The organism is Stenotrophomonas terrae (assembly GCF_039674165.1).
Lineage (GTDB): Bacteria > Pseudomonadota > Gammaproteobacteria > Xanthomonadales > Xanthomonadaceae > Stenotrophomonas > Stenotrophomonas terrae_A.
Genome location: NZ_JBDJMY010000043.1, coordinates 24,147 through 38,298 on the forward strand (window position 1 = coordinate 24,147; position 14,152 = coordinate 38,298).

8 protein-coding genes are annotated in these 14,152 nt (G+C 65.3%); 3 read left to right on the forward strand and 5 right to left on the reverse strand.

All coding sequences use genetic code 11. The features are described from left to right. Positions 1-17: 17 nt before the first annotated feature. Both ABE493_RS15760 and mgtE read right to left on the reverse strand, forming a co-directional pair. Positions 18-2,729 carry a bifunctional acetate--CoA ligase family protein/GNAT family N-acetyltransferase gene (locus ABE493_RS15760; protein ID WP_346499832.1) on the reverse strand — a complete coding sequence of 904 codons (2,712 nt, stop codon included), beginning with the start codon at positions 2,727-2,729 and terminating at the stop codon, positions 18-20. Between the two features lie 373 nt (positions 2,730-3,102). Continuing rightward, a complete protein-coding gene (gene mgtE / locus ABE493_RS15765; RefSeq protein ID WP_346499833.1) occupies positions 3,103-4,473 on the reverse strand; it encodes a magnesium transporter in 1,371 nt (456 codons plus the stop codon). 327 nt (positions 4,474-4,800) lie between these two features. Between mgtE and ABE493_RS15770 the strand changes: the two genes are divergently transcribed. Continuing rightward, entirely contained in the window at positions 4,801-6,612 is a 1,812-nt protein-coding gene (locus ABE493_RS15770) for a monovalent cation:proton antiporter-2 (CPA2) family protein (RefSeq protein ID WP_346499834.1), read from the forward strand. 361 nt (positions 6,613-6,973) lie between these two features. Here ABE493_RS15770 and ABE493_RS15775 read toward each other — a convergent pair whose 3' ends face one another. The 3 genes from ABE493_RS15775 to ABE493_RS15785 all read right to left on the reverse strand — a co-directional run bounded on the left by ABE493_RS15775 (position 6,974) and on the right by ABE493_RS15785 (position 12,019). Beyond that, the gene (locus tag ABE493_RS15775) at positions 6,974-8,770 is read right to left on the reverse strand and encodes a DUF885 domain-containing protein (RefSeq protein ID WP_346499835.1); all 1,797 of its coding nucleotides are present in this window, start codon (positions 8,768-8,770) and stop codon (positions 6,974-6,976) included. A gap of 259 nt (positions 8,771-9,029) precedes the next feature. Then, complete coding sequence (locus ABE493_RS15780; RefSeq protein ID WP_346499836.1) at positions 9,030-11,255, reverse strand: S9 family peptidase; 2,226 nt, start codon at positions 11,253-11,255, stop codon at positions 9,030-9,032. Positions 11,256-11,326: 71 nt separating this feature from the next. Further along, complete coding sequence (locus tag ABE493_RS15785) at positions 11,327-12,019, reverse strand: glutathione binding-like protein (protein WP_346499837.1); 693 nt, start codon at positions 12,017-12,019, stop codon at positions 11,327-11,329. 107 nt (positions 12,020-12,126) lie between these two features. Here ABE493_RS15785 and ABE493_RS15790 point away from each other — a divergent pair, with 107 nt between their 5' ends. Both ABE493_RS15790 and ABE493_RS15795 read left to right on the forward strand, forming a co-directional pair. Continuing rightward, positions 12,127-12,681, forward strand: coding sequence for a TIGR00645 family protein (locus ABE493_RS15790; protein ID WP_346499838.1), 555 nt, complete (start codon positions 12,127-12,129; stop codon positions 12,679-12,681). Between the two features lie 210 nt (positions 12,682-12,891). Continuing rightward, positions 12,892-13,884, forward strand: a complete 993-nt coding sequence (locus tag ABE493_RS15795; protein ID WP_346499839.1) for an energy transducer TonB — start codon at positions 12,892-12,894, stop codon at positions 13,882-13,884. The last annotated feature ends 268 nt before the right edge of the window (positions 13,885-14,152 follow it).

Here is a 14,152-nt window from a genome sequence, read left to right on the forward strand (position 1 = left end):
GCAGCTAGCTCTGGCCTTCAACCACCACCCCCGCCCTCACCCACCGGCAGCGTCACATTCATGATGGTCGAGTCATCCGGGTCGGCCTTCACCTTGAAGCCCAGGCTCTGGCACATGGCCAGCATGGTGCTGTTCTCGCGCAGTACCTGCCCTTCCACCATGTTCAAGCCCAGCCAGCCGGCGTACTCGATCATGATCTGCATCAGCTTCCAGCCGATGCCATGGCCCTTCAGGTCCGAGCGGATCAGGATGCCGTACTCGCCGCGGTTGTAATCGGCATCGGCATGCAGGCGTACCGCGCCCAGCATTTCACCGGTCTTCGGATCGATCGCCACCAGTGCGATCGAGCGGGCGTAATCGAGCTGGGTCAGGCGGGCGATGAACTCGTGGCTGAAATGCTTCACCGACTGGAAGAAGCGCAGGCGCAGGTCGTCGTCGGTGACACGGGCGAAGAACGCGCGGAACAGGCCGTCGTCTTCCGGCCGCACCGGGCGGATGAAAGCCTTGCCGCCGTCGGACAGATCAATCGTGCGCTCCCACTCGGTGGGATACGGGAAGATCGCAAAACGCGGATGGCCACGGCCCTTGTGCAGGCGCTTGACCGGGGTGATCGCAACGCGCGCGTCCAGTGCGATCACGCCATTGCGGTCGGCCAACAACGGATTGAGATCCAAGGTGCGGATTTCAGGAATATCCGCCGCCAGCTGCGCCAGCTTGACCAGCACCATCGCCACCGCACGTTCGTCCGCCGCTGGTACGTCACCGTAAGCCTTGAGGATGCGCGAGACACGGGTGCGGCCTATCACTTCATGTGCAAGCCGCAGATCCAGCGGCGGCAGCGCCAGGGTCTTGTCGTCGATCACTTCCACCGCGGTGCCGCCACGGCCGAATACCACCACCGGGCCGAACACCGGGTCATCGGCAATGCCGGCGATCAGTTCGCGTGCCTTGGGCCGGGTCAGGCTGGGCTGCACCAGCACGCCTTCGATACGCGCCTGCGGGCGCTGCTCGCGTGCACGCTGCAGGATGGCGGTAGCGGCAGCCTGCACCGCGCGCAGGCTGCCCAGGTTCAAGCGCACGCCATCGACTTCGGATTTATGCGGAATGTCCGGCGAGAAAATCTTCACCGCCACGCTCATGCCCTGCTCCAGCAGCGGCTGCGCCAGGTCCATGGCCTCGTGCGGATCACGCGCGACCATCACTTCCAGCGACGGAATACCGTAGGCCTGCAGCAGCTTGTGCGTTGCCACCGGGTCCAGCCATTGTTGATCGTTCGCCAACGCGGCCTCGACCAGCGCGCGTGCGGCCGGCACATCCACCACGAAATCCGCTGGCAGGCTGGGCGGGGTTTCCATCAGTGCCGCCTGCGCCTCGCGGTAGCGCACCAGATGCTGGAAGCCGCGCACAGCTTCGGCTTCGGTGGGATAGGTGGGCACGCGTGCGGTATTGAGGGTGACGGTGGCGCGGTCGTCGTTGCCCAGCCATACCGCGAACACCGGCTTGTCGCGCAGTTGCCGGGAGCGCTGCCCCAAGGTGGTGGTCAGCGCCTGTGCGGCTTCGGCGGAGGAGGTGAACGCGGTGGGCACGTTGATCACCAGCACCGCGTCGTTGGCATCGTCGGACAGCAAGGCCTCAATCGCCGAGGCGTAGCGGCCGCCATCGGCATCGACCACGATGTCGACCGGGTTGTCGCGCGACCAGCCCTGCGGCAAAGCCTTGTCCAGCAGTTCGACGGTGGCCGGTGACAGCTCGGCCAGGCTGCCGCCGAGCGCCTGCAGCTGATCCACCGCGAGCCGGCCGACGCCACCGCCATTGCTGAGGATCGCCAAGCGCCGACCCGGGAAGGTTCCAAGACGGCCCAGTGTTTCGGCGGCGGTAAACAGCTCGTCCAATGCATTCACCCGCAGCAGACCGGCGCGGTTGAAGGCCGCACCGTAGACCGCGTCGGAATCGGCAAGGGACTGCGAATGCGTGCTGACCACCTCGCCATTGCCGCGCGGCTTGCGCCCGGATTTGACCACCACTACGGGTTTTGCACGTGCAGCGGCACGCGCGGCCGACATGAACTTGCGTGCATCGCTGATCTGGTCGACATACAGCAGGATGGCGCGGGTGCGGTAGTCGCTGGCGAAGTAATCGAGCAGATCGCCGAAATCGACATCCAGCGCATCACCCAGCGACACCACCGCCGAGAACCCCACCGAACGTGCCACGCCCCATTCCACCAGCGCGGCGGCAATCGCACTGGATTCGGAAATCAACGCAAGATCGCCGGCCTGCGGTGTGTGCGCGGCGATGCTGGCATTGAGGCGGGCATGCGGGGCGATGACGCCCAGGCAATGCGGGCCGAGCACGCGCATGCCCTTGGGCCGCGCGGCGGCTTCCACCTGCGCGGCCAGCGAGCCAGGCCCCTTGCCCAGGCCAGAGGTAAGGATGATGGCCGCTGCCACGCCCAGCTCGGCGGCTTGGCTGACCACCTGCGGCAGCAGGGTTGCGGGCACCGTGATGACGACCAGATCCGGAATCCACGGCAGGTCCTTGAGCTTCTTGACCGTGCGCATGCCGTCGATTTCGGCATAGCGCGGGCTGACCCAGCCGATCTGCCCGGCGAAGCCGCCGGCACGCAGGTTGCGGATCACTGCGCGGCCGGCGGAGCGATCGCGCGGGCTGCCGCCAATCACGGCCACCGAACGCGGGCGGAATACGGTCTGCAGGTGATAGGTGCTCATTGCGACGCCTGTTGCGGGTACCGGGTCAAAGGTACACGGCTGGCGCGCGGGGCGGGCTGCGTTGGATCAAAAGTAGGGGGTGTTTGGGACGCTGGTGGAGAGCAGTTTTGATTACTGCGAAGAGCACCCCTCCCCGGCCCTCCCCTGCGCTGCGCGCAAAGGAGGGAGAAAAGCTGCGGACTGGCAGATGGCCGGGAAGCGCCCCCTCCCTTTGGCGTCAGCCAAGGGGGTGAAGAAGGCCTGCTTGCGCGCCATTGCCGCGCGGCCTGATGAACGACCGAAGGCTATGCCTTCGGGCCGGCCGGTTGGGGAGGGGTGCGTTTGCGTTTGATCTACGGGTAAAGCCCCTGCCGAGCATGGCTCGGCACTACAGTTAGAGCAGGGTGCCGCCCAGGATCATTGCGGCGATGCTGAAATAGATCACCAGGCCGGTTACGTCCACCAACGTCGCCACGAACGGCGCCGAGGCGCTGGCCGGGTCGAAGCCCAGGCGCTTGAGCACGAACGGCAGCATCGAGCCGGACAGCGAGCCAAAGGTGACGATGCCGATCAAGGCGGCGCCAATGGTCAGTGCCAGCAGCTTCCAGTGCGCGCCGTAGTCATGCAGGCCGGCCAGCTGCCAGATGGTGATGCGCACGATCGCCAGCAGGCCAAGAATCGCGCCCAGTACCACGCCGGTCGGCAGCTCGCGCAGGGCCACCTTCCACCAGTCGCGCAGGCGCAGTTCACGCAGCGCCAGCGAGCGGATCAGCAACGATGTGGCCTGCGAACCCGAGTTGCCACCCGAGCTCATGATCAAGGGGATGAACAAGGTCAGCACCACCGCGCGGGCCAACTCATCCTCGTAGTGCTGCATGGCGCTGGCGGTCAGCATTTCGCCGAGGAACAGCACGCTCAGCCAGCCGGCACGCTTGCGCAGCATCTCCAGGAAGCCGATCTGCATATACGGCTTGTCCAGCGCCTCCACGCCGCCGAACTTGTGCACGTCCTCGGTGGATTCGTCGATCAGGGCATCGAGGATGTCGTCGACGGTGACGATGCCCAGCATCTGCTGCTGTGCGTCCACCACCGGGATTGCCAGCAGATCGTGGCGGCGGATCAGCTGCGCCACTTCTTCCTGGTCCAGCAGCGGGTCCACCGTTACCGGCGGGTTGACCTGGGCCACCGCCAGAATCGCGTCCTCCGGCTCGCCGGTGATCAGCCGTCGCATCGTCACCACCTGCAGCAGTTGCCGGCTGTGCGGGTCCAGCACATAGATGGCGTAGACGGTCTCGCGGCTGCGCTCCACCTCGCGGATGTGCTGCATCGTCTGCGCCACCGTCCAGTCCGCCGGCACAGCGACGAACTCGGTGGTCATCAAGGCTCCGGCGGTATTGGGCGGGTAGCTCAGCAGCAGCTGGATCGAGCGCCGTGCCTCCGGCGCCAGCAGCGGGATCAGCCGTGCACGCTCGGCATCGTCCAGCTCATGGACGATGTCGGTGGCACGGTCATCGGCCATCAACCCCAGCAGGGCCGCGGCACGGGCCGGCGGCAGCGCTGCAATCAGCGCGCCGGCGTGCTGCAGCTCAGGGGCTTCCAGCAGTTTGACCGCGCGCGGCAATGACAATGCCGCCAAGGTATTGGTTGCCTGCAGCAAAGGCAGGGCGTTGAGGTACTCGACCGCGTCGGCGGTGTTGTAATCCGCCAAGGGCGCACTAAGCGCGGCTGCGTCCACTACTGGCCGCAGAAATTGCTTCTGGTTCATGATGATTCGCCTGTTCTGGATTGCGACCGCAACGCCAGCACAGGACGAACCAACCCTGTCAGGCGGTTGCCGTCGCTGGTGTCGACGATCGCGATCGACTTCTACTGTCGCTGGACATGGGTTGGACTCCGGAAAGGTGCCGCGCGGTTGTACCGGCAGCGGCGCGAGTCTGGTCCTGTTGGCCGGCAGGGTCAAGCCTGCATCGCTGAATCCCGGCAACGGGGGGGCTTGTGTTCGCATTCACTGACCACACAGTCCGCATAATGTGAAATTGTCGGCAGGCAACTGCCTGACTTGTCTGCTGAATCAATCAAGGAACCTATCCACATGCATGGCACCGGCCTCGAACTCGCCTTGGTACTGCTGCTGGCGGCGGTGATCGCCGTGCCAGTATTCAAGCGCTTCGGGCTGGGCGCGGTGCTGGGCTATCTGGCTGCAGGCGTGGTGCTGGGGCCGCATGTGCTGGGCTTCGTGCAGGACGCCGACCGCATCCTCAATGCCGCCGAGATCGGTGTGGTGATGCTGTTGTTCGTGATCGGGTTGGAACTGTCGCCGTCGCGGTTGATGGTGATGCGGCGGCCGGTGTTCGGCGCCGGCACGGTGCAGGTGCTGCTCAGCGCTGCGGCGCTGGGCGGGCTGTTGCTGCTGAATCATTTTTCATGGAAGAGCGCGCTGGTGATCGGCACCGCGCTGGCCTTGTCTTCCACTGCGGTCGGCCTGCAGCTGCTGTCCGAGCGCAAGGCGCTCAATACCGACTATGGCCGGCTCGGCTTTGCCATCCTGCTGTTCCAGGACCTGGTCGCCATCCCATTGTTGGCGGCGATTCCGCTGCTGGGCGGGGTCAAGAACGAAACCCTGAGCTGGCAGGATGCGTCCATCGCGCTGGGCGCACTGATGCTGGTGATCGTGCTGGGCCGGCCAATACTGCGCCAGCTGTTCAATATCGTCGCGCGTACGCGCATGCCGGAAGTCTTCACCGCCACCGCCTTGCTGGTGGTGCTGGGCACGGCGTGGTTCATGGCCGAGGCCGGGCTCAGCGCCAGCCTGGGCGCCTTCATCGCCGGCGTGTTGCTGGCCGACTCCGAGTTCCGGCATGAAATTGAATCTCAGATCGAGCCGTTCAAGGGCCTGCTGCTGGGTTTGTTCTTCATTGCCGTGGGCATGGGCATCGACCTGAAGCGGGTTGCCGCCGAACCGGAGATCATCGCCGCGGGCGTGGCCATCCTGCTGGTGGTGAAGTTCTCCATCCTGATCGCGCTGGGCCTGGCCGCGCGCATGTCGCTGCGCAGTGCGCTGATGCTGGGCAGCGTGCTGTGGCTGGGCGGTGAGTTCGCCTTCGTGGTGTTCAACGAGGCCGAGCGCGCGCACCTGCTCGGGCGCATCAACCACGACCGGCTGGTGGCCATCGTCAGCCTGTCGATGGCGCTCACCCCCTTGTTGCTGCTCGCCCTGCAGCGCTCGCTGCAACTCAAGCCACCGGCGCGGCCGCCACAGCCTGCGCCCGATGAGACGCTCAAGGATGCCGGCGCGCAGCGGCCGCAGGTGCTGATCGCCGGCATGGGCCGCTTCGGCCAGATCGTCGGCCGCCTGCTCACCGCGCAGCGCATTCCCTTTGTTGCCCTGGAAGCCGACCCGGACACGGTCAAGGACCTGCGCCGCTTCGGCAACCAGCTGTATTACGGCGACCCTACCCGTCCGGATCTGCTGCGTGCGGCTGGCGCCGAGCACATCCGCGTGTTCGTGATGGCGATGGACGACCCGGATACCAATCTGCGTGCGGTACGGCTGGTGCGGCGCATGTATCCCAAGGCGACCGTGCTGGCACGTGCACGCAACCGCCAGCACGCCTGGAAGCTGCTGGACATGTCGGCCGAACCCTTCCGCGAGGTCTTCGGTTCCAGCCTGGAAGCCAGCGAGCGCGTGCTGACCGCGCTGGGCATTCCGGAAGGCATCGCCCGCGACCATGTGCAGCGTTTCCGCGAGCACGACGAACAACTGCTCAAGGCCCAGCACCTGGTCTACGACGACGAGGCAGCGGTGATGCAGACCTCACGCGACGCCCGCGAGGACCTGATGCATCTGTTTGAAGCCGATGCCAGTGACAGTACGACGGTGAAGCCGTCCAATGACAAGGACTGAAGCCCTCTGGGCTCGCATTGTTCTGTGCGAGCTGTGGGAGCGGCGTAAGCCGCGAAGCTGATGGCGCTGAAGTCTCAGGTGTCTATGTGATCTGATGATGAGGTGGCTTCGCGGCTGACGCCGCTCCCACAAAAATCGATCGCGAAGCGGCACGCAGCAACCGGCTTCTGCAAGGAACTGAAATAGCCGAATGGCCTTGTTCTGCAGGAGCGGCGTAAGCCGCGAAGCTGATGTTGCTGAAGTAGTGGGTATCCATGTCACCTGATGATGTAGCGGCTTCGCGGCTTACGCCGCTCCTACAAATACAGCCGCAGCTCGTCGATGCACATGAACAAAGGGCGCCTTTCGGCGCCCTTTGTGCTTACTTGCGGCGCTGTGCCGGTACGAAGACCTCGTTGACCGCGGCAGCCAGCTGATCCGGCGGCAACAGGCCCTGGTCGAGCAGGAAGTTGTTGAAGGCCAGCCGGTCGAACTTGTCGCCCAATGCCAGCTCGGTCTGCATGCGCAGTTCCATGATGCGGGTGTAGCCGTAGAAGTAGCTGCAGGCCTGGCCCGGCGAACGCACGGTGTAACGGTCCAGTTCCTGCGTGGCCATGGCCTCGGACAGGCCCACGCCGTCCACCAGCACCTTGCGCGCGCGCTCACGGTCGGTCTGGCCCAGGTTGAGGGCGGGGTCGAGCATGGCGCGGGCCGCACGCAGCAGGCGGAACTGCAGCGCGATCATCTGCCCGTCCAGCGGCTCGAACGGCACCATTTCGGCCTCGGCATACAGCGCCCAGCCTTCAACATTGACCGAGTTGAAGGCGAACATGGTGCGCGCCAACGAGATGCCACGCTCCACCATCGCCGCGAACTGCAGGTCGTGGCCGGGGCGGCCTTCGTGTGCGCTCAGCGTCCATGCCGCCGAGCCGAAGTTGAAGTCGTCGTACTGCGCCTTCTCGCCCGAGGCCGGGTTGCCCAGCGGCAGTACGAAAGTGCCCTGCTGGCCGGTGTTGCCGACCAGCGGTGCCGGCAGGTAATGCGGTGCCGGCGACGCCGCGCTTTCAGCTTCGCTGCCCAGCCGCATCTGCAGCGGGCGCTGCGGCACATCGACGATGCCCTGCTTATGGATGATCGGATCGATGGCATCGATGACGCCACGGTAATGCGATTCGAGCTGATCGTTGCTGATCTTGTCCTGCTTCAGCGCGCGGATCACCGCCACGTAATCGGTGTTGTCGGCGACCTTCAAACCCTTGGCCTGCACCACCAGCGGTGCCAGCTGGCGCATCATCGCGCGGGTTTCCATGTATTCGAGCTGGGCGCGCTGCATGAGCAGGGCCGGGTCGATGTCCACGCCCACTTCCTTGAGCTGGAAGGCATACAGCTCGGCTGGCAGACGGTTGTCGGTGCGCGCCTTGGGCAGCACGTCCTTGCCGGTCCAGGCGATGTAATCCTTCATCTGCGTGGACAGCTCGGCCAGCGAGGCGTCGGCGCCATCGATCTTGTATTTGGCGAACAGCTTGCCGATGCCGGCGATATAGGTATCGACGTTGGCCAGTGCCTGCTCGACTTCAATCTTGGTCGGCTGCAGCAGATTGGGCGTGCCGCTCTTTTCCTCGTAGCGCTGGCGCGCAAGGGTGGCCAGCGGCTGCGTGCCCGGCGCCTTGCCCAGGTAGGCGTTGAGCCGGTCCAGTGCCTTGGCCCGGCGCGCTTCCGGCACCTGGTCGGACAGCAGGCCGTTGATGCCGCCGAACACGGTCTGCGGCACATCCATCCACGGCATCAGGTGCTGTTCGTTGAGGGTGCTGCTTTCGATGTTGCGCTCGGCGGCGGCAATCATGATCTGCAGGTCCTGGCGCAGGTTGGGATCACGCTCCACCTGCAGCTTCTCGCGCAGCTGGTCGCGCGCCTTGTTCATTGCAGCGCGATAGCGTGCGGCAGTGTCAGCGCCCATATCGACGACCTTGTCGTCATAACCGGGCACGCCGAAGAAGCTGGTCATCTCAGGCTGGAACGGTGCCTGCGCCTGCAGCAGGATCTGCGCCAGCTCGTTGCTGCGCGCAACCCAGGCCGGAGCGGCGGGTGTGGTCTTGGTCGTTGCGGGTGCGGCGGCGGTTGCGGTGAGCGGCAGCGGCGCGGCCAGGGCAAGGGCGACGGCGAGAACGAGAGGCTTCATGGACAGCTCCGGAAGGGATGGGCTGACCGTACGCAGTCGCTGCCGGGGCGGCAAGGGTAGGAAGTGGGGGTTTTCTGGGGTTTGGGGCTACTGCTGGAGCAGAGCTCACCCCTCCCCAGCCCTCCCCTTGCCTTCGGCAAAGGGAGGGAGCAAAGCTCAGCCCCCTCCCTTTCGCGCAGCGAAGGGGAGGGTTGGGGAGGGGTGCCTTCAGCTTTGGCTTGCAGCCACCCTCACCCATGGGTAACAAGAACAAAGCGCCTCAAGGCTTCAAACAACGCCCAAGGAAGTTCTCCGCCACCCGGTAACGGTGCAAAGCATCCGCGCCCGCCAGACCATGCTTCGCCCCCGGGTACGTCATCAGCTCGAAAGGCTGGCCACGCTTCTGCAGCGCGCTCATCAGGGCGGTCGAATTGGAGAACAGCACGTTGTCGTCGGCCATGCCGTGGATCAGCAGCAGCGGCGAGGTCAGCCCGGCGATATGGGTGAGCACGCGCGCTTCGCGGTAACCATCGACATTGGCCGCCGGCAGGTTCATGTAGCGCTCGGTGTAATGCGTGTCGTACAGGCCCCAATCGGTGACCGGCGCACCGGCCACGCCACAGGCGTACTGGTCCGATGCCTTGGCCAGCAACATCAAGGTCATGTAACCGCCGTTGGACCAGCCCTGCACGCCGATGCGGCTGCCATCCACCCACGGCTGCGCCTTCAGCCACTCAACGCCCTTGAGCTGATCGGCCACTTCCACCGTGCCCTGCACGCCGTAGAGCGCGCCGCCGAAGTCACGGCCGCGACGCGGCGTGCCACGGTTGTCCAGCGAAAACACCACATAGCCGCGCTGGGCCAGGTACTGGTTGAACAGGTGGTCACCGCGGCCGGGCCAGCTGTCGGTCACGGTCTGCGAAGCCGGGCCGCCGTACACGTAGACGGCAACCGGGTACTTCTTCGCCGGGTCGAAGCCTTCCGGCTTGATCACGCTGTAGTTCAGCGGGGTCTTGCCGTCGGCGGCGGTCAGCGTGCCGTACTCGACCGGGCGCTGTGCGTCGCGGTACTTGGCGTACGGGTGGTTGGCATCGGCCAGGTTGTTGTCCAGCAGGGTGGCGATCTTTTCACCGTTGGCCCGGAACAATTCAATCTGCGGCGGCGTGTTGTGGTTGGACCAGCTGTCCACATAGACGCTGGCGTTCTTGGCGAACGCGGCGCTGTGCATGCCCGGCGCCTGCGACAACTTCTTCGGCGTGCCGCCGGCCAACGGCACGGCATAGATTTCGCTGCGCAGCGCTGATTCGATGCCGGCGCGGAAGTAGACGGTGCCAGTGTCTTCGTCGACGGCCAGCAGTTCGTCCACCGGCCAGTTGCCGGAGGTCAACGCAGTCTGGCTACGGCCATCAGCGCTGGAGACATACAGGTGCTCGAAGCCACTGCGCTCGGACGACCACAGGAAGCGGCCATCCTTGAGGAACTTCAAACTGTTGTGCAGCGGCACCCAGGTCTTGCTGGTTTCGGTGATCAGCAACTGCTGCTTGCCGTCGGCCAGGTTGGCTTCGATCAGCTCGAGTTTGTGCTGGTCGCGGCTCTGCCGCTGGAACGAAAGGTGCTGGCCGTCGCGCCATTTGACGCGGGTCAGGTAGATATCCTGCTGCTTGCCCAGGTCCACCCAGTTGACCGCCGCATCAGCGCGCGGCGCGATCACGCCCAGGGTGACCAGCACATTGTGGTCGCCGGCCGCGGGGTAACGCTGCTCGACCATCTCCACGCGGTCGGCATACATCTCATAGCGCTTCTGCACCGGCACCGGCGATTCGTCGATGCGGGCGAAGGCGATGGCCGAGTCGTCCGGCGCCCACCAGTAACCGGTGTGGCGGTCCATTTCCTCATCGGCGACAAACTCGGCCACACCGTTGCCGATGGTTGCGCTGCCGTCGCGGGTCAATTGCAGCTGCTTGCCGCTGGCCAGGTCGATCACCCACAGGTTGCGCTCACGCACGAAGCTGACGAAGCCGCCCATGGGCGAAAGCTTGGCGTCGGTGCTGAAGCCTTCGCCGTTGGTGAGCTTGCGCACCGCAGCGCTGCCCTGCTTGCCGAGGTCGTACAGGTACAACTCGCCGCCCAGCGGGAACAGCAGGGTTTTGGCGTCCGGCGACCACTGGTAATCGACGATGCCGCTGAAGGCAGCAATGCGCTGGCGCTCGCGGCGGGCCTTTTCGGCATCGCTCAGGGTCTCGGTGCCGGGCAGCAGCACCTTGGAATCCACCAGCAGCCGGGTCTGGCCGCTGGCGACGTCGTATTCCCACAGGTCCAGCTGCTTTACGTCGCTGTCCTTGCCGCGCAGGAAGGTGACCCGCGAACCATCCGGGGCCACCTTGGGCTTCATCAACGTGGGGCCGGACAGCGGCGCCTTGCCGGTGATGGCTTCGAGGGTGAGCTTTTCAGCGTGGACAGCGGGGGTGGCTAGGATCATGGCAAGGGCTAGAAACAAGGGACGCATGGTTTACCTGTCAGAACAGCACGGATCCGACCATCCTAGCCGAGCCCCGCCCGTACTGCCCCTGCCGAGCGTCAGTCGCGCTTGCCGAACAGCAGGCGCTTCTCCTCGTCACTGAGCGGCTGGCCGGCCTGCGGATTGACTGTGGGGCCGACCGCATAGGCACGCTGGGTGGCCGGACGCTCGGCAATGGCCTGGTGCCAGCGGCGCAGGTGCGGGAAGGCATCAAAGTCCACCGGCAGCTTGGCGTAGGCGCCGATCCACGGGTAACTGGCCATGTCGGCGATGCCGTAATCGGCGCCGCCCAGATAAGCCGCCTCGGACAGGCGCTTGTCCATCACCCGGTGCAGGCGCCGCACCTCGCTGTCATAGCGCTCGATGGCGTAAGGGATGCGCTCGGGCGCGTAGACGTTGAAATGGCCCATCTGCCCGCTCATCGGGCCCAGCCCGCCCATCTGCCAGAACAGCCACTCCAGCGTGGCGGCGCGGCCGCGCACATCGGCGGGGATGAAGCGGCCGGTCTTCTCGGCCAGGTACAGCAGGATCGCGCCGGACTCGAACACGCTCAGCGGCGCACCGCCATCGGCCGGGGCATGGTCGACGATGGCCGGCATCTTGTTGTTCGGCGAAATGGCCAGAAACTCCGGCAGGAACTGGTCGCCCTTGCCGATGTCGACCGGGTGCACGCGGTAATCCAGGCCCGCCTCTTCCAGGAACAGGGTGATCTTGTGGCCATTGGGGGTGGGCCAATAATAAAGGTCGATCATGAATACGCCTCCGCAGAACCATCCTCAGGTGTGCCTACGGTAGCCGCTTGGCAGCGTTCCGGGCGACCGGTAACCTCCCCTGTTTCCGCAACGCACCATCCTTCCCAATGTCCGCACAGAAATCGCTGAGCCCGCTCTCGTCCCTGATCTTCGCTTCCCGCTGGTTGCAGCTGCCGCTGTACCTGGGGTTGATCCTGGCGCAATGCGTCTATGTCTTCCTGTTCGGCAAGGAGCTGTGGCACCTGATCCATTCGGCCACCCAGCTGACCGAGCAGCTGATCATGCTGGCCGTGCTGGGCCTGATCGACGTGGTGATGATCTCCAACCTGCTGGTGATGGTGATCGTGGGCGGCTATGAAACCTTCGTCTCGCGCCTGGGCCTGCACAACCACCCGGACCAGCCGGAGTGGCTGAGCCACGTCAACGCCTCGGTGCTGAAGGTGAAACTGGCGATGGCGATCATCGGCATCTCCTCCATCCACCTGCTCAAAACCTTCATCGAGATCGGCACCCTCGGCACGGAAGGCAGCAAGTACACCGAAGCCGGTGTGCTGTGGCAGACCATCATCCACTGCGTGTTCATCCTGTCGGCCATTGGCATTGCCTGGACCGACAAGCTGATGTCCAACGGCCACGCCAAGCCGGCCGCCAACGCGCACTGAGCCGTATCCGGTACGGGCGTCACTGCATGTGACGCCCGTCACCTTTTCACCCCGACGTCATCATCGGCCGCCGCATCCCATGCCGGCGATGCTAGATTCGCGCATCACTGCTGAAATGGGCACGGCATCGGGAAATGCCGGCAGCCCGCGCCGTCGGGGCATACGCAGTCCACGTTCGTCGATTCAAGGGGATGTTTGATGTCGTACGTCATGAATAAAGGCAAGCTGCGTCTGCTGGCGCCCGCTCTTCTGCTGACCACGCTGGTGGCCTGTTCCGGAAAGGATGAGACTGCCGCACCGGCCGCTGCGCCCGCCACGCCGGCTGCAGCCGCACCCGCCGCACCGGCGGTAGCCGAAAAAGTCCAGGCCATGGACACCCAGCAGCTGCGCGACCTGGCCAGCGCCGCCCTGCGCGAGAACCGCATGTATGCGCCGGCTGGCGACAACGCCATGGAGTATTACCTGGCGCTGCGCGACAAGCTGCCCGACGACGCCTCGATCAAGAGCGCGCTGACCGACCTGCAGCCCTACACCCTGATTGCCGCCGAGCAGGCCTTGGCCCGCGAGGACTTCACCGAAACCCAGCGCCTGATCGCGCTGGTGGAAAAAGTGGACCCCACCGCTCCGGCGCTGCCGCGCCTGAAGCAGGGCATCACCGGCAGCATGCAGGTGGCCGAGCGCCGCACCGTCGAAGAGGCCGACAAGGCCAAGAAGGACGCCGAAACCCGCGCCAAGCAGCAGGTCGAGCAGCAGCGCATGGCCCAGCAGCAGGCTGCCGAAGCCAGCGCCGCCCAGCAGCTGGCCGCCAAGCAGGAAGCCGCGCGCAAGGACAGCGAACGCCAGGAAGCCGAGCGCCAGGCCGCCAACCGCCGTGAAGCGGAGCAGCGCAGTGCGGCACAGGCCGCCGCCCAGCAGGCCGCCGCGCCCAAGCCGGCAGCCGCCGCCGCGCCGACGCTGCGTGCGGTCAGCACCCCGGCCCCGCGTTACCCGGCCGACGCGCTGCGTTCGGGCACCTCCGGCGAAGTGCTGGTGGAGCTGAGCATCGGCACCGACGGCTCGGTCACCGACGCCCGCGTGCTGCGCGCCACCCCGGCACGCGTATTCGACCGCGAAGCCTTGAATGCAGTGAAGCGCTGGAAGTTCGAGCCGATCAACAGCCCGACCACCACGCGTCGTACGCTGGCGTTTGCACCGAACAAGTAATTGGATTTTGTTTGCGAAAAAGCCGGAGCGATCCGGGCTTTTTTTTCTTTTGTTTTTGTTTTTGTAGTGCCGAGCCATGCTCGGCAGAAGCCTTACCGGTGAAGCCCCTTGCCGAGCATGGCTCGGCACTACCAAAAACAACAAAGGCCCGGAGCAATCCGGGCCTTTGCTTTTGATCCACCTGTAGTGGGGGGCAAGGCAGGGGCCGACCGGAAACGCCAATTCAAGGGGTGAAGGACAACAGCAGCCGCGGCCTCCGCCCACACCC

Bases quoted from the DNA above. Each gene is read 5' to 3' on its own strand.
- ABE493_RS15790 (WP_346499838.1), top strand. From the start codon at position 12,127: ATGTCCGCACAGAAATCGCTGAGCCCGCTCTCGTCCCTGATCTTCGCT.
- ABE493_RS15785 (WP_346499837.1), bottom strand. From the start codon at position 12,019: ATGATCGACCTTTATTATTGGCCCACCCCCAATGGCCACAAGATCACC.
- ABE493_RS15760 (WP_346499832.1), bottom strand. From the start codon at position 2,729: ATGAGCACCTATCACCTGCAGACCGTATTCCGCCCGCGTTCGGTGGCC.
- ABE493_RS15795 (WP_346499839.1), top strand. From the start codon at position 12,892: ATGAATAAAGGCAAGCTGCGTCTGCTGGCGCCCGCTCTTCTGCTGACC.
- ABE493_RS15770 (WP_346499834.1), top strand. From the start codon at position 4,801: ATGCATGGCACCGGCCTCGAACTCGCCTTGGTACTGCTGCTGGCGGCG.
- ABE493_RS15780 (WP_346499836.1), bottom strand. From the start codon at position 11,255: ATGCGTCCCTTGTTTCTAGCCCTTGCCATGATCCTAGCCACCCCCGCT.
- ABE493_RS15775 (WP_346499835.1), bottom strand. From the start codon at position 8,770: ATGAAGCCTCTCGTTCTCGCCGTCGCCCTTGCCCTGGCCGCGCCGCTG.
- mgtE (WP_346499833.1), bottom strand. From the start codon at position 4,473: ATGAACCAGAAGCAATTTCTGCGGCCAGTAGTGGACGCAGCCGCGCTT.